The 13,343-nt window shown below is 61.4% G+C and carries 13 protein-coding genes; 6 read left to right on the top strand and 7 right to left on the bottom strand.

Translation table 11 applies throughout. The features are described 5' to 3' along the window. Positions 1 to 77: 77 nt before the first annotated feature. From ROSMUCSMR3_RS06145 to ROSMUCSMR3_RS06120, 6 genes are all read right to left on the bottom strand, one after another. Entirely contained in the window at positions 78 to 2,090 is a 2,013-nt protein-coding gene (locus tag ROSMUCSMR3_RS06145) for a M3 family metallopeptidase (protein ID WP_081506770.1), read from the bottom strand. Further along, the gene (locus tag ROSMUCSMR3_RS06140; RefSeq protein ID WP_081506769.1) at positions 2,068 to 3,138 is read right to left on the bottom strand and encodes a HesA/MoeB/ThiF family protein; all 1,071 of its coding nucleotides are present in this window, start codon (positions 3,136 to 3,138) and stop codon (positions 2,068 to 2,070) included. Before ROSMUCSMR3_RS06140 ends, ROSMUCSMR3_RS06145 begins: the two co-directional genes overlap by 23 nt. Next, entirely contained in the window at positions 3,138 to 3,593 is a 456-nt protein-coding gene (gene dut, locus ROSMUCSMR3_RS06135; RefSeq protein WP_081506768.1) for a dUTP diphosphatase, read from the bottom strand. Before dut ends, ROSMUCSMR3_RS06140 begins: the two co-directional genes overlap by 1 nt. A 36-nt stretch (positions 3,594 to 3,629) precedes the next feature. Beyond that, entirely contained in the window at positions 3,630 to 4,823 is a 1,194-nt protein-coding gene (coaBC, locus tag ROSMUCSMR3_RS06130) for a bifunctional phosphopantothenoylcysteine decarboxylase/phosphopantothenate--cysteine ligase CoaBC (RefSeq protein WP_008280742.1), read from the bottom strand. Positions 4,824 to 4,890: 67 nt separating this feature from the next. Further along, positions 4,891 to 5,661, bottom strand: coding sequence for a ChaN family lipoprotein (locus ROSMUCSMR3_RS06125; RefSeq protein WP_081506767.1), 771 nt, complete (start codon positions 5,659 to 5,661; stop codon positions 4,891 to 4,893). Beyond that, a complete protein-coding gene (locus ROSMUCSMR3_RS06120; protein WP_008280740.1) occupies positions 5,658 to 6,491 on the bottom strand; it encodes an RNA polymerase factor sigma-32 in 834 nt (277 codons plus the stop codon). Before ROSMUCSMR3_RS06120 ends, ROSMUCSMR3_RS06125 begins: the two co-directional genes overlap by 4 nt. A 142-nt stretch (positions 6,492 to 6,633) precedes the next feature. On the opposite strand from ROSMUCSMR3_RS06120, the gene cobU reads away from it, so the two are divergent. From cobU to ROSMUCSMR3_RS06105, 3 genes are read left to right on the top strand one after another with little or no spacing between them, the layout of a single operon-like run. Next, entirely contained in the window at positions 6,634 to 7,167 is a 534-nt protein-coding gene (gene cobU / locus ROSMUCSMR3_RS06115; RefSeq protein ID WP_081506765.1) for a bifunctional adenosylcobinamide kinase/adenosylcobinamide-phosphate guanylyltransferase, read from the top strand. Further along, positions 7,164 to 7,736 (top strand): histidine phosphatase family protein, encoded by a 573-nt coding sequence (locus ROSMUCSMR3_RS06110; RefSeq protein ID WP_081506764.1) that lies wholly within the window; start codon positions 7,164 to 7,166, stop codon positions 7,734 to 7,736. Before cobU ends, ROSMUCSMR3_RS06110 begins: the two co-directional genes overlap by 4 nt. A gap of 58 nt (positions 7,737 to 7,794) precedes the next feature. Next, positions 7,795 to 8,673: a glutathione S-transferase gene (locus ROSMUCSMR3_RS06105; protein ID WP_081506763.1), complete on the top strand. Its 879-nt coding sequence runs from the start codon at positions 7,795 to 7,797 to the stop codon at positions 8,671 to 8,673. A 2-nt stretch (positions 8,674 to 8,675) separates the two neighbouring features. Here ROSMUCSMR3_RS06105 and ROSMUCSMR3_RS06100 read toward each other — a convergent pair whose 3' ends face one another. Then, entirely contained in the window at positions 8,676 to 9,677 is a 1,002-nt protein-coding gene (locus ROSMUCSMR3_RS06100) for a DUF2125 domain-containing protein (RefSeq protein ID WP_237183541.1), read from the bottom strand. A 72-nt stretch (positions 9,678 to 9,749) separates the two neighbouring features. Here ROSMUCSMR3_RS06100 and ROSMUCSMR3_RS06095 point away from each other — a divergent pair, with 72 nt between their 5' ends. The 3 genes from ROSMUCSMR3_RS06095 (at position 9,750) to ROSMUCSMR3_RS06085 (ending at position 13,337) form a co-directional block, all read left to right on the top strand. Further along, positions 9,750 to 10,274 carry a gamma-glutamylcyclotransferase gene (locus ROSMUCSMR3_RS06095; protein WP_081506761.1) on the top strand — a complete coding sequence of 175 codons (525 nt, stop codon included), beginning with the start codon at positions 9,750 to 9,752 and terminating at the stop codon, positions 10,272 to 10,274. Between the two features lie 67 nt (positions 10,275 to 10,341). Further along, a complete protein-coding gene (locus ROSMUCSMR3_RS06090; RefSeq protein ID WP_008280734.1) occupies positions 10,342 to 11,574 on the top strand; it encodes a hypothetical protein in 1,233 nt (410 codons plus the stop codon). A gap of 2 nt (positions 11,575 to 11,576) precedes the next feature. Continuing rightward, a complete protein-coding gene (locus ROSMUCSMR3_RS06085) occupies positions 11,577 to 13,337 on the top strand; it encodes a peptidoglycan -binding protein (protein WP_081506760.1) in 1,761 nt (586 codons plus the stop codon). The last annotated feature ends 6 nt before the right edge of the window (positions 13,338 to 13,343 follow it).

The raw sequence follows: 13,343 nt of genomic DNA, 5'->3' as shown, positions 1-13,343 counted from the left end.
CGGGACGGGGGCAGCGCCCCCAATCCCCGCTTTGACCTTACATAATCACCTGTCAAACCTTACAGAGCTTACACCGCTCACGCCGCAAGCCCGCGTCCTTTGAGCAGCGCTGCCACCCCCGGCGTCCGCCCGCGGAATTTTAAATAGAGCGTTTCAGCATCCTCTGACCCACCGCGCGAAAGAATGTGCGATTCCAAGGCCTTGGCCCGCTCCACATCAAATGCCCCGCCCGCTTCCTCGAAACTGGCAAAGGCATCCGCATCCATCACCTCGGACCACATATAGCTGTAATAGCCGCTGGAATAGCCATCCCCAGAGAACACATGCGCGAAATGCGGGCTGGCGTGGCGCATGGTTATGGCTCTTGGCATTCCAAGATTATCTAATATTTCCAATTGCTTGGTCATAATGTCGGCGGGCGCTTCGCCCTCATGAAAGGCCAGATCGACAAGGGCAGAGGCGACATATTCCACCGTCTGAAACCCTTGGTCAAAATTCGCCGCCTTCAGCAATTTGTCCAACAATTCCCGAGGCATAGCCTCGCCCGTCGTCACATGCGTCGCATAGCGCTCCAGCACCTCGGGCACTTCCAGCCAATGCTCATAGAGCTGTGAGGGCAGTTCAACAAAGTCCCGAGCCACGGAAGTCCCTGAAATACTTTCATAATTTACATCTGACAGCATCTGGTGCAGGGCATGACCAAACTCATGAAAGAGCGTGCGCGCGTCGTCATAACTCAAAAGCGCCGGATCCCCCTTTGCGAAGTTGCACACATTGATCACCACCGGGCCCTGAACCGCTGGCCGCTTCGCCTGACCGCGCATCGCAGAACACCAAGCGCCCGATCTCTTGGACCCGCGCGCAAAGTAATCTCCAATGAAAACAGCTACATGACTGCCATTGCGCGTCACCTCCCAAGCCCGGCAATCGGGGTGGTAGAGGGCCACATCCAGTGCGCGAAACTCCAACCCGAATAGCCGATTGGCACAGCCAAACGCCGCCGCGATCATCCCCTCCAGCGACAGATAGGGTTTGAGCGCCGCCTCCTCCAGATCATGCTCGGCCTGCCGCCGTTTCTCGGCATAGTAACGCCAATCCCACGGCTCTAATTCTCCATTGATTCCATCGGCTTGCATCATTTCCGTAAGCCGCGCCGCGTCCCGTTCCGCCTGCGCCTTGGCCGGTTCCCAAACCGCCATCAACAGGTCGCGCACCGCCTCCGGCGTCTTGGCCATCTCGGTTTCCAGCTTGTAGGCGGCAAAGCTCTCATAGCCCAACAACGCGGCCCGCTCCGCGCGCAGGCGCAAAATCTCGGCGGCCACCTCGCGATTGTCAGTTTCACCGCCCATGGCACCACGCGAAACCCATGATTCATATGCCTTTTTCCGCAAGTCGCGGCGCGGCGAAAATTGCAGGAACGGCACGATCAACGACCGTGACAAGGTGATCACCGGCTGCTCTAACCCCTTTTCACGCCCCGCCGAACGGGCGGCATCGACCAGAAAGTCGGGCAATCCCTCCAGATCCGCCTCCGCCAATTCCATATGCCACCCGGCCTCATCCGCCAGAAGGTTCTGCGTGAACGCCGTTCCCAATTCCGCCAATCGCGCCATGATTTGGCGCATCCGGGCTTCTTCATCCCCGGTCAATGCCGCGCCAGAGCGGCGAAATCCCCGGTGGGTCAGCATCAGCAAACGCGCTTCTTCCGGTGTCAGATCGAGCGTATCCCGTGCCGCCCAAAGGCTCTCAATTCGCGCAAAAAGCGCTTTGTTTCCATAGAGTTCCGACGAATAAGCTGCGAGCTTTGGGGCAAATTCGCGCTGCAATTCCTGCCGCTTGGGATTGCTGTCCGCGCCCGCCAATGTGTAAAACACCGACAGCACGCGGTCCAATCCCTTTCCTGACGCTTCTAGCGCCTCAATCGTATTGGCAAAGCTGGGAGGGGCCGAGTTTTCCGCGATGGCCATCACCTCGGCGCGCGCTTGGGCGAGGGCGGTGTCGAACGCGGGCGCAAAATCCGCGTCTGAAATCGCATCGAACGGGGCGAGATCAAACGTCGTATTCCAATCAGCCAGCAACATGTTGGTCATTCTTCTCTCCTCTTCCCCCACATATGGGGCAATTTTCTCGGCGGCTTAGCCCGATCTTGCGGCTTTCGCCATAAAGCGCGTCATAGATCAGCATCTCGCCGCGCAGCGCCTGCCCCGCGCCGGTGATCACCTTGATAGCCTCTGCTGCCATCATCGCACCGACTACGCCGGGCAGGGGCCCCAATACGCCCGCCTCAGAACAAGAGGGGGCAAGACCGGGGGCAGGGGTCTCTGGGAAAATGCATTGATAGCAGGGGGTGCCATTGGCCGGATCGAACACGCTCAACTGTCCTTCCCATTGCGACAAAGCGCCGGAAATCAGTGGCTTAGATGTCTTGACCGCAGCTGCATTGGCGAGGTAGCGCGTGGTGAAATTGTCAGTTCCGTCAAGGATCAGATCATAGTCCGCAAAGAGGTCTGCGGCAATCTCGGGCGTTAGCCGCCGCTGATATGGGCGCACCACGACATGCGGATTTTGCGCCTGCATCGCCGCCATGGCCGATTGCACTTTGGGCAGGCCAATGTCTGCGTCGCGGTGGATCACCTGCCGCTGCAAGTTGGAATTGTCTACCGTGTCATCGTCGATGACCCCAATGGTGCCCACACCCGCCGCCGCCAGATAGAGCAGCGCCGGAGAGCCAAGACCGCCCGCGCCAATCACCAGAACGCGGGCCTGTTTGAGCGATTTTTGCCCCGGTCCGCCAATTTCCCTGAGCACGATGTGACGCGCATAGCGTCCAAGCTCTGTCTCTGAAAACAAGGGCTTAGCTGTGTCTCGTGGTGTTTCGCCCCGCACTGAGCGGGCGCGCAAGCGCCGCAATCCTTGGCGGTACACCAGCCCGATTGCCACCGCCCCGCCGATCATCAGCCAGAGCGCCGGGCTCTCTCCCGTGGCCATGCGTAGCGGGTGGCCAGCAGGCAGTACAAAATGCGCCAGAACGACCCCCGCCCATAGCCCTGCGATCATCCCCCACCGAAGCCGCCGCGGTGTTCCCAATGCAGCACCGATGCCCCAGAGCACCGCCGCCATGACCCCCACCAGCAGCATCACTCAACCCCCGTCGAACCGAACCCACCCGCGCCGCGCGCGGTCGGCTTCAGCGTTTCGACCAGGTCAAACCGCGCCTGCAGAACAGGGGCCACCACCATCTGAGCGATCCGCATTCCATGTGTGATTTCAAAGGCTTCTGTTCCGGCATTCAGTACAATCACGCCCAACGGCCCGCGATAATCGCTGTCGATGGTGCCGGGGCTATTGGGGAGTGTGATCCCGTGTTTCAGGGCAAGGCCAGAGCGGGGCCGCAGCTGCACCTCATACCCCGTTGGAATGGCCAGTCGCAGCCCTGTGGGCACCAGCACCCGCGCGCCGGGCGCAAGGGTAACTGCCCCGCGATCTTGGAAATTCGCGCGCAGATCGGCCCCCGCCGCGCCGGCGGTTTCATAGGTAGGCAGGCCAAAGGCCCGGTCGGCGCCCTCCTCCCATTGAACCGCGACGGTCAGCATGGGCCCCTCTTCATCGTTTTGAAAATACGCATGATTTCAGGTCAGCACCGTTGCAATCCGAGCAGCCAGCAACTCTGCCACCTGATGCTTTCCCATGCGCGGCCATTCCTCGGCCCCGTCTGCGGTGATCAGCGTCACGGCATTCTCGGTGCCGCCCATGATGCCCGTAGAGGGGCGCACATCATTGGCGACGATCCAATCACAGCCTTTGCGCACCCGTTTGGCGGTGGCGTTGTCGATGACGTCATCGGTTTCCGCGGCAAAGCCTACAACCAGCCGTGGTCTGCTTTCCGCTCTTTGACTGAGCGTCGCCAGAATGTCGGGGTTCTCGGCAAATTCCAGCACCGGCAGACCGCTCTTGGTTTTCTTGATCTTGCTCTCGCTGGCACTGGTCACGCGCCAATCCGCGACGGCAGCGGCACAAATAGCGGCCTCGACCGGCAGGGCCTGTTCAACTGCCGCGAGCATCTCTTGCGCTGTCTCGACGCGGATCACTGTTACCCCATCGGGTGGCGGCACCGTGCTTGGGCCAGTGACAAAGATCACCTGCGCCCCGAGCGCGGCCAACGCGCCGGCAATTGCCGTGCCCTGCGCCCCTGACGAGCGGTTGGCGATATAACGCACCGGGTCGATGGGCTCATGCGTGGGGCCGGAGGTTACAAGCACGCGGCGTCCGCGCAAGGGGCCGTTGCCAAGCGCCGTCTCGATAGCGCTTAGGATTTCCGGCACTTCGGCCATGCGGCCCGGACCGTGCTCACCGCAGGCCATATCGCCCGCATTGGGGCCAACAAAGGCAATGCCATCCCCTTTGAGCGTGGCGATATTGCGCTCTGTGGCAGGGTGTTGCCACATCCGCACGTTCATTGCAGGGGCAATCAGCACGGGCGTATCCGTGGCGAGTAGAACCGTCGAGGCAAGATCATCCGCCCGCCCCGTCGCCATTTTGGCCATGAGGTCAGCGGTGGCCGGGGCCACCACGATCAGATCGGCAGAGCGGCTAAGTTGGATATGGCCCATCTCTGCCTCATCGGTGAGGTCGAACAGGTCTGAGAAGACTTTGCGCCCAGCCAAGGCCGAGACTGACAAAGGTGTCACAAATTCCGCCCCGGCGCGCGTCAGTACCGGCGTTACCATGGCCCCGCGTTCGCGCAGACGCCGGATGAGGTCAAGCGTCTTGTAGGCCGCGATACCGCCACCGATGATCAAAAGAATGCGTTTCGAGCCGAGCATGGGGGTTCCCTGTGACATGTGCCCTGACACTAGGGCCGGGGCAGAGGCCGCGCAAGGGTGCGGCAGATCACTGAAAGGCCGCGCAGGGATCGGGCCGCTCGACCGCAGGCGCGCTTGTGACCATGTCAAACCCACCGTCAAGCGGGCTGTCATCTTCGGTTTGGCCCAAAACCCAGATGTCGAGATCGGGCGCGACCTTGGTCAGATAGGCGGGCACGCCCCAATCGCGGCGGGCGTGGCCATTGCCGGTGATCACCGCCACTGGGCCGCCGGTTTCGTTTAGGGCCTCGACCGTTGTACGGGCTAAAACCGCATCGCGCAGGCGTTGGATAGCAACCATACCGGGCAGCATCTCTGGGGGCAGGGCGTTGCAATGCGCCTCCATCTGGAGTGTTTCCCGCGCGGTCTGTTCCTCTGGGGGCAGGTCGCGGTCAAGGCCGTAGCGTGCGGCCTCTGGGCCAAAAGAGGCGGCAGGCCCTGTTGACAGCGCCGATCTTGCGGCCTCACGAGGGACCTGCGCGCCATAAATACGCGCCTCTGGTGCGGCGCTGAAGATCGGGTAATACATGGCAAAATCGGGCCAGCCGCTTTCATCCCATGCAAGGGCTTCGGCCAATTTTGCTTGATCCCCGCGCAGCTCGGGTGTCACCTTTGATGCCTGCTCCTCGGTCAGCATCTCGAACACGATCGCCTTGGGTTGCAATTCAAGCACCCGCGCTGCCTGTTCGGCATGATGCGCGGGGTTGTCATGCACCTCGCCCAAGATCACCACATCCTGCGATAGGGCGGGTCCGGCTATCAAAAGGCCAGTAAAGAGGGCAAGCGCGCGCAGGATCATGCGAGCAGGTTTTGCACCTCGCCCCCATGCTTTTCAAGATGTTTGCGCATTTTCTGGAAGGCTGCTGCCTCAAGCTGTCGCACGCGCTCTTTGCTAAGGTTCAATTCCTCACCAAGGCTTTCGAGGGTGCGTGGATCATCGCGCAGCTTGCGTTCGCGCACGATAAAGCGTTCGCGGTCGTTCAACCGAGACAGCGCATCGGCCAACCATGTGCGCAGGGCATGCATGTCGTGGTCGCGTTCCACGATCTCATCACCACGCGCGCCGTCATCCTCAAGCGTGTCGATCCACTGGCGGCCTTCATCCTCTGACGATTGCGTTGCGTTCAATGAAAAATCAGACCCCGAGAGCCGACCTTCCATCATCTCAACATCGCGCAGTGGAACACCCACCTCATGGGCAATCATTTCGCGCAATTGATAGCCGTCAAGCTGCTCGCCATTGGCAAGCGCCTCACGTTCCAGCCGCGCTTGCACCCGGCGCATATTGAAAAACAACGACTTTTGCGATGAGGTTGACCCGGTGCGCACCATCGACCAATTGCGCATCACATAGTCCTGAATGCTGGCCTTGATCCACCAGACCGCATAGGTCGAAAAGCGTACGCCGCGATCAGGGTCAAATTTGTCAGCAGCCTTCATCAAGCCGAGGCCAGCCTCTTGGATGAGGTCATTCATCGGCGCACCGTAGCGGCGGAATTTCGACGCCATCGAAATCGCGAGCCGCATGTAGGCGTTGATGAGGCGATGCAAAGCCTCTTCGTCGCGCTGATCGCGCCAGGCGTAGGCGAGCGCCAATTCGGTTTCGGCATCCAGCATTTCCGCTTTCATGGCGGTGCGAGACATGGACCTTTGCTGCGGTGCGTCGAGTGGCATCGGATTTCCCCCTATCGGCGGCGTGACTTCGTTGCGCCCTTTTTCCTCTTGTCGCAAAGTGCTACGCAGCGCAGGCGTGACCGGATTAAAAAAAGGAGTGCGCGTGTCGAACCATCCACGACTGAGCCTTGTTCTAGGTGGGGCCGCTTCGGGCAAGTCGGGCTTTGCCGAGGCGCTTGTCACCAGCACGGGCCTTAACCGCGTTTATCTTGCGACGGCACAGGCCTTTGACGATGAAATGCAGGCCAAGTTGGTGCGTCATCGGGTGATGCGCGGCCCGGATTGGCGCACGATTGAGGCGCCACTTGATCTGGCGCCCGCGCTTCAACAGGCGGCGGCGGACGATATCGTGCTGCTTGATTGTATCACGATGTGGCTCAGCAATCACCTCTTGGCGGAACATGATCTTGAGGCGGCTCAATCGGCGCTCCTCGCGGCGCTGGATGCCTGTGCTGCGCCGGTTGTTATGGTCTCGAACGAGGTGGGCCTGTCGGTCGTGCCGGATAACGCGCTTGCCCGCCGATTCCGCGACGCGCAGGGGCGGGTCAATCAGGTTTTGGCGGCGCGGTCTGAACTGGTGGTGCATGTTATTGCGGGCCTGCCGCAGGTGCTCAAGGGCACGCTACCTTGAGCCGCTTTTTCTGGGTGCGCCACGGCCCTACCCATGCCAAATCCATGGTAGGTTGGTCGGACATCCCTGCAGATTTGAGCGATGCGGCGCGGCTGGCACGGGTGGCTTCGCATTTGCCCAGCAATGCCATAGTGATTTCGTCGGACCTGAGCCGCGCGCGCACAACCGCTGACGCCATTTCAGGTGGGCGTGAAAGGCTGCCCGATGATCCTGACCTACGCGAAATCCACTTTGGTGCCTGGGAGTTACAGGCCTTTGACACGGTGCCCGAACAACCCCTTTTGCGCGCCTTCTGGGAGCAACCGGGCGATATCCGCGCGCCCGGAGGCGAAAGCTGGCATGAGGTATCGGCGCGCGTCTCTCGGGCCGCAGAGCGGCTGCGCATGGCCTATCCGGGGCGCGACATCGTAGCCGTGGCTCATATGGGCGCAATCCTGACCCAAGTCCAAGCGGCGCTTGGCGTCACGGCCTATGAAGTATTTGGGCATCGGATCGACAACCTTTCAGTGACGGAATTGCACTGGCTTAATGGGGGCTGGCGCGCAGAGGTGATCAATCATCATCCGTGATGTCGAGACGCACAAAATCGCGCTAGGAACCAGCCACAGCCAGAGATAGCATCGCGCCATGACCTATGATCTCATCCTTGGCGATTACGCCTATTCCTCTTGGTCCCTGCGCGGGTGGCTCTTGCTGGCGCGCTTTGGAGTGCCGTATCGCGTGCGCTTGCTCGATTTTGATGCCGAAGCAAGCGTGGCGCAGCAATTGGCGGATCTGGCCCCGGCGCGCACAGTGCCTGTGCTGGTCACCCCCGAAGGTGTGGCGGTGTCAGGCAGTTTCGCCATGGCCGAGGAACTGGCCAGCCGCCATCCCGAGGCGGGGATATGGCCCAAGGATGCGCGTGCCCGCGCCACGGCGCGAACGCTTGTAGCCGAAATGCACGCGGGCTTTGGCGCGCTGCGCGGCGATTGCCCGATGAACCTTCGCACTGCCTATTCCGGTGTGACACCTTCGGCGGCGGTGCTGGCTGATCTGGCGCGGATCGAAACCCTATGGCAGCACGCCCGCGCCACCTGCGCGCCGACCGGCCCTTGGCTTTGTGGTGATTATAGTGCGGCAGATGCGTTCTTTGCCCCAGTGGCGGCACGGATTGCTGGCTACGGCCTTTCGGTGTCCGAGGAGGCCCGTGCCTATGTCGCCGCTCATCTGGCCGACCCCGCGTTCCGCCGTTGGCGGGCGATGGGGCTGGTGCGCGGTGCGACGCTTGCCCGCTATGCCAAACCCTATGCCGCAGTGCCTTGGCCCGGGCCGGTGCCGCGACCGGCGCGCGCTGTGGCCGAGGGCACGCCTGAGAACATGGCTTGCCCTTATTCCGGCGATCCGGTGACCGACCTCATGGAAAGCGAAGGCCGGATCTTTGGCTTTTGCAATCCCTTTTGCCGGGACAAGACCGTGGCGGACCCGGATGCTTGGCCCGCGTTTGTTGCTCTGCGCGACGGCGTTTGATCCTATCTCAGTCGCAGAACTGGCGCAGGGCCTATCGGGATAGGGCCAAGCTGGATACGACCGTTGCGAAACGTCAGCGGTACATCCAGCGTTTCGGGATTGCCCGACATTTGCGCCATAAGGGAAAATCCGTTTTCCAGTGTCCCCAGCATGCTCTCAGGCACCGCACCGGTTTCAGCGGCGATGCGCAGCATGTCGCGCCAGTTGCGCGCCTTGAGCGTGATCTCGCCCTCTGGCCAGCCTTCAGGCGTTACTGTCACCTCACCTGCCGCCTGCAGATGCAACTGTCCCCATTTGGCATCCGCCAGCTTTAATTTGATCTCGGTCGGCTGTGGCCGTGCGTCCTCAACCGCGCTGCGGTCCCAGACCCGGTCAAAACGCACCGTCAAATCCGCATGCAGCCCGGAAATCTGGCGGGGCAGGCGGCCTTGCGGATCAAGTCGCGCCTGCCAGGGTGCGGCGAGCGTCAGACCTTCGGCCGATAGGCCCAGACGGTACTCTGTCTCTTGTTGGCGTTCGGCAGCCAATGTCAGACTGGTCAGAGCGGTCGCCTCGTCTGGCCGGGCCTCGGGCGTGATCTGCAGGAATTCCGCCGTCAGCGTGGCGCGTTCCGGTGCCAAACGCGTGTCGGGCGCAATCCGCAGGCTGGCGCGCATATCCTCGCTCTCGACCAAGAACTTCTCCTGTGGTGTGGCGATCAACTGCTGATCTGGCCAAACAGCGATCAGATGATTTGGCTGATAGCTGAGCGCCAGGATCTGAAAGAACTCCGCCTCCCACGCCAGCCCCGTCTCGGGATCGGCGAGCACAAGGTCAGTGAAGCCCGTGTCAAAGCGGTTTGGAAATCCCTGCACCGTAATGTCCGAGGCTTCGGCAACCCAACCGTCGGCGCGCCGGGATTCGAACCAAGCGGCAAACCCACGGTTCAACCCGCTTTGCCCGATAAACCAATAACCGGACCAGCCCGATGCGGCGATCACGATCACGGCAAGCAGAAATCTCATGATGCGCGCCCCTTTCATGCCTATCAAGAGCTGTTTATAGGGGGTAGGACGCAAGGAACAGAGGCAAAGGCGATGTGGGTTTTCGGATACGGATCGTTGGTGTGGAACCCCGGCTTTAACGCGGTAGAGCGCGTGATTGCCCGTCTGCCCGATTATCATCGCAGCTTTTGTATGCGCAGCATTCACCATCGTGGAACCGATGACCTGCCCGGTCTGGTGCTGGCGCTCGATGCCAGCCCCGGCGCGCTCTGTCAGGGAGTCGCGCTCCGGGCTGATCCAGCAGAGGCCGAAGACGTGCTGGCCTATTTGCGCGAACGCGAGCTGATTTCCTCGGCCTATCTGGAGCGGATGCTAGAGATTGATCTAACCGATGGGCGCCGGGTCGAGGCTGTGACCTATGTGATCGACCCTGACCACGTCCAGTATTGCGGCGGCCTTGATCTTGAGGAGCAGGCGGGCATCATCGCCCGCGCGGTGGGGGGGCGCGGCCCCAATACCGAATATCTCTTCAACACTGCCGATCATTTGCGCCAGTTGGGCATCCATGACAAAGAGCTAGACTGGCTGGTGCGGCGGGTACGCCATATCTGTGGATAAATCCTTGGCTTAGGCGTTCAAGCCGCGTAGGGTTGGGCCAAGAAATCCAAGTGTCGGGAGCGTCCAGATGGACCAGCCGGACCGTGAGGTCGAGCCGCAGTTTTCATATCCCTACCGCCAGATATTCTTGATGCTGGTGGTGCTCGGGCTAACCGCTCTTGGTGCTTTCCTGGCGCTTCCCAGAGTGCTGCCGGTGTTCGAGGCCAATCTCTGGCTCAACGGGTTCATTTTCTTTGTCTTCGTGCTGGGGGTGATCGCCACCTTTTGGCAGGTGCTACAACTGATCGGTTCTGCCCGTTGGATTGATGGCTTTGCTGCGCAACTGCCCGGGCATGAGATGACGCAGCCGCCCTCGATGCTGGCGCCCTTGGCCACATTGTTGCGATCGCGTGGCAAGCGGATGCAGATCGCCTCTACCTCGGCACGCTCGATCCTAGACTCGGTCGCGCAACGGATCGACGAGGCGCGCGAGATCACTCGCTACATCGTCAGCCTCTTGATTTTCCTGGGACTTTTGGGCACGTTTTATGGCTTGGCCACGACGGTGCCTGCTGTTGTCGACACGATCCGCAGCCTTGCCCCGCAAGAGGGAGAAGAAGGCATTGCCGTTTTCAATCGCTTGATGAGCGGTCTTGAGGCGCAATTGGGTGGCATGGGTGTGGCCTTTTCCTCGTCGCTTCTGGGGCTTGCTGGATCGCTGGTGGTGGGGTTGCTGGAGCTATTTGCCGGGCACGGGCAAAATCGGTTCTACCGCGAGCTTGAGGAATGGATGTCCACGATCACGCGGGTGGGTTTTGCCAGTAGTGACGGCGAGGGTGGTGACGGGGGCGGTGGCGCTGTGACGCATCTGCTCGATCACATGGCCGAGCAGATGGATGCGCTGCAATCCATGCTCAGTCAGTCAGACATGAGCCGTGCGATGGTCGATCAGAAACTTGGGGTTTTGGCGGATTCCATCGAGCGTCTGACCCATCGGATGAGCGATCAGAACCCCGTGCAATTGGCACTTTTGCGTCTGGCTGAGGGGCAGGAACGATTGATTGCCACACTTGAGGCGCGCGAAACGACCCCACATGAGGGGATTGATGCGGAAAGCCGGATGCGACTTCGGTCAATCGATGTGCAGATGCTGCGTATTCTTGAAGAAATCAGCGCCGGACGACAGGAAACCATGACCGAATTGCGCACCGATCTGGCGGCCCTGACGCGGGTTCTGGGGCAGGCGCGCCCGGCGACTACGCCGCGTCCGACACGCCCGGTCGTGCCACGCTCCGATCCGGATCAGGCTGAGGAGGGCTGAGCATGGCCCTCTCGCGGCGCAGTGGCGCGCGGTTGCAATCGTCGATTTGGCCAGGTTTTGTCGATGCCATGACTGGCCTCTTGCTGGTGCTGATGTTTGTGCTTACGATCTTCATGATGGTGCAATTCGTTCTGCGCGAGGAAATCAGCGGTCAAGCGACAAAACTTGATGCGCTCTCGGCGGAGGTGGCAGCGCTGTCGCTGGCGCTTGGACTGGAACAGGATCGCAGCGCGGGGTTGGAAAGCCGGGTTGGCACCTTGACCGCAACGCTTGACGACGCCCGCACCCGAGAGGCTGCACAGGCCGAAGCGCTGCGAGTGGCGCAGGGGCGCATTGCCAGCTTTGAGGAACAGGTCGCGGGCCTTTTGGCGGAACGCGAGACTGCACAGGGGCGTATCTCCGATCTTGAGACCGCGCGCGCAGAGTTGCTGAGCGAGCAAGAGCAGTTGCAACTGGCCCTTGCGGGTTTGCGCGACGAGGTGGATGCTCAGGCAGAGGCCGCGCGCCTAGCTGCCGCCCGACGTGAGGCGCTTGAGGCGCTCGCGGCGGACCTGCGGCAGCGCAACGCCGATGCGGCTCAGACGCAGGCTGTTCTTGAACAGAGATTGAGCGCCGAAGAACAGGCGCGTTTGGCTGAGGCCGCTGCAGCCGAAGCTCTGCGTGCGCGTTTAACTGAGGCGGATGCGGAACTGACCGCGATGACGCTGGCACTGGAAGAACAACGCAAGCGCGCCGAGGAAACGCTGACGCTACTTGCGGCGGCGGAAACGGCGCGGGCGGATTTGAACAGCCAATTGGCACAGGCGCTCTTGGATGCGGAGCAGGGTGCCGCAGCACAAGAGGCGGATATCGCGCGGCTGCGTGGCGAGTTGGACGAGACCCGCGATGTGGCGGCGCAAAGCGCGCAAGAGGCGCAGGCTGTGCGGGATCAATTGGTAGCCGCCCTTGCCGCGCAACGCGCTGCCGAAGCTGCCGCTGCCACGCAGATGACTGAGGCCGAAACACGCGCTTCGCTATTGGCCGAGGCGCGCTCGAAGCTATCCGAAGAGGCGGCGCAGGCCACCGAGGCACAAAAGCAGCAGGCTTTGCTCAATCAGCAGGTGGCCGCCCTGCGCCAACAACTTTCAGGTCTTCAGGCGCTGTTGGACGAATCCAAGGCCCGTGAGGCGGAGACCGAAGTGCAGTTGCAGTCGCTTGGCAATGAGTTGAACACCGCCCTCGCCCGTGTGGCCGCCGAAGAGCGGCGGCGGCGGATCGCGGAAGAAGAGCGCGCACGTCTTCTGGAAGCCGAGAAAGAGGATCTGGAAAAATACCGCTCGGAATTCTTTGGCCGCCTGCGTGATGTGTTGGGTCAGCAGCAAGGCGTTCAAATCGTCGGCGACCGGTTCGTGTTCTCGTCCGAGGTGCTCTTTGCTCCGGGCGAGGCGGATTTGTCAGCCGCAGGGCAAAGCGAGATTGCCAAGGTTGCAGGCATCTTGCGCAATGTGATTGGAGATATTCCCGAGGGGATCGACTGGGTGCTTCAGGTCGATGGGCATACGGATAATGTGCCGATCATCGAGGGCGCGCGGTTTGCCGATAACTGGGCGCTGAGCCAAGCGCGCGCGCTTTCGGTTGTACGCTACCTTACGGGGGCTCTTGGTTTTCCGGCAGGGCGGCTCTCGGCCAATGGCTATGGCGAGTTTCAGCCTGTCAATCCAGAGGATACGCCCGCCGCTCGGGCACAAAACCGGCGCATCGAGTTGAAGCTGACAACCCGATAACCTGCG

The sequence above is a fragment of the Roseovarius mucosus genome, from assembly GCF_002080415.1.
GTDB lineage: Bacteria > Pseudomonadota > Alphaproteobacteria > Rhodobacterales > Rhodobacteraceae > Roseovarius > Roseovarius mucosus_A.
This window is presented reverse-complemented; position numbering and strand designations above follow the sequence as displayed.